Source organism: Bacillus sp. 196mf (assembly GCF_003217275.1).
In the GTDB taxonomy this organism is placed as follows: Bacteria; Bacillota; Bacilli; order Bacillales; family Bacillaceae_G; genus Bacillus_A; species Bacillus_A thuringiensis_S.
Window position 1 is genome coordinate 1 of sequence record NZ_QJTG01000095.1, and the last position, 1,976, is coordinate 1,976.

The following is a 1,976-nucleotide window of genomic DNA, read 5'->3' on the forward strand; positions in this document are numbered from 1 at the left end:
TGAAACGTTACTTGTATAATTATGTATCATAGAAAATATCCTTTTTTACAGATTATACCATAGATTCTAAACAGGTTCTTAGAAGCCATGAAATAATATCAAAGAAAAGATGTAATTGTGGGAATTGAGCCTGCCGGGCATTATTGGCTGAATCTCTGCCTAGTTCCTTGGGGAACGAGGGATTCCGTTAGTTATGGTCAATCTAATGCCTGTGAAACGTTCAAAAGAGTTAGATGATAATTTACAGACGAAACCTGATGCAAAAGATGCACTTGTGATTGCTCATCTTGCGAAAGGTGGTCGATTCAGTTATCTACACATTTTAGCTTCGTGTAGGTGCTACCTTACGGAATCAACTGATCGATGAACAGAGTGCAATACGAAACAAACTCATTCTCTGGGTAGATCGTTCCTTTCCTGAATTTATGCAGGTGTTTCCGAGTTTTTGGAAAACCGACATGGCAGCATTACAGTGCACACCGTTTCCCTGTGATGTGATTTCCAGGACGGCGGAAGAAACTCTTACATAATTACCGGCAAGTAGCGCCACAGAGGCACAAAGTGGTGCAAGCAGCTCATGGTTCGATTGATGTAACAGAAGGATTAGAGATGGTCCGTATAGAGATTACCACATTAATCCGCAGTTATCGTCAACTGGGACAAAAAATTCAAAAGCTTATGGACCAATTTAACAATTTAGCCAAAACGTCTGTGGAGTATGAATGGTTATCCACCGTTCTTGGTATAGGAGATACGACCATTATTCAATTATTATCTGAAATCGGGAGTTTTTCGTATTATCAGCATCCACGACAATTAATTAAATTTGCGGGGTTAACGCTGCGGGAACATTCCTCCGGTCAGCAGAGAGGAAAAAAACGCATCTCCAAACGGGGAAGGCGGCACTTACGTGCTCTTCTCTTTCGGGTTATGATGCCGATGGTTCGTTGTAATGAAGCGTTTCGTCAATTACATGTTTATTACACGACTAGAGCGGAGAATCCGTTACGTAAAAAGCAATCCATGGTTGTATTGTGTGGTAAATTACAGCTTTTCCCGAACGAGAAATCCCATCGCCTTTAGGTATGGGATGAAAGTGAGGTTGGATGCGGAGTGCTACAAAAAACCGCAAGTTTTGTGGCACTTTAAGTATCCAAAATGTTGATATCATTTATTTTTCCACTTTTTATTGTAGTTTAATAGCTGAACTGATACGATGTGAACGTGATGAATGATTATAGAAGAACTAAAACAACTGTATCATTAATAAACTATCATTTTGTGTTTTGCCCACGATACAGAAGAAAGATTTTTCTTAACACAAAAGTAGAAGAACGTTTCGAAGAGCTGGTTAAAGAGGTATGTAACGAACTGGATGTTGTTATTGTTGCAATGGAATGTGATAAAGACCATGTTCACTTGTTCTTGAATACCCTTCCAACACTTAGTCCTGCTGATACAATGGCGAAAATCAAAGGCGTGACATCAAAGCGTTTAAGAGAAGAGCTTCCTCATCTCGCGCATTTGCCAAGTCTGTGGACTCGTTCCTATTTTGTTTCTACTGCTGGAAATGTATCAAGTGAGACAATAAAACATTATGTAGAAAGTCAAAAAACAAGGGGGTGAAACTTGTGACACAAACCATGACGGTCAAAGCTAAATTACTTCCGACAAAAGAACAAATCAGGCTATTGGAACAAAGTAGTCACGAGTACATTAAACTCATTAATACACTTGTATCTGAAATGGTCGAGGAAAAGAAAAGCACAAAGAATATTGAAGTCAACCTTCCAAGTGCAGTGAAAAATCAAGAAATTAAAGATGCAAAAAGTATATTTTCTACAAAAGTGAAAAAGAGTAAATACCAAATCGTTCCGATTCTAAAAAAACCTGTTTGTATGTGGAATAACCAAAACTATTCATTTGACTTCACACACATTTCAATCCCGTTTATGGTAAATGGAAAGTCAACTCGT

The 1,976-nt window shown here is 38.5% G+C and carries 1 protein-coding gene and 2 pseudogenes; all 3 read left to right on the top strand.

Features of this window, described 5'->3' with window-relative positions; all coding sequences use genetic code 11:
- Positions 1 to 96: 96 nt before the first annotated feature.
- Positions 97 to 1,083: pseudogene (locus tag ATL10_RS30615) on the top strand (IS110 family RNA-guided transposase); the annotation flags it as partial.
- 141 nt (positions 1,084 to 1,224) lie between these two features.
- Positions 1,225 to 1,626: an IS200/IS605 family transposase gene (tnpA, locus tag ATL10_RS30620; RefSeq protein WP_110498371.1), complete on the top strand. Its 402-nt coding sequence runs from the start codon at positions 1,225 to 1,227 to the stop codon at positions 1,624 to 1,626.
- A 5-nt stretch (positions 1,627 to 1,631) separates the two neighbouring features.
- A pseudogene (locus ATL10_RS30625) lies at positions 1,632 to 1,976 on the top strand (RNA-guided endonuclease TnpB family protein); the annotation flags it as partial.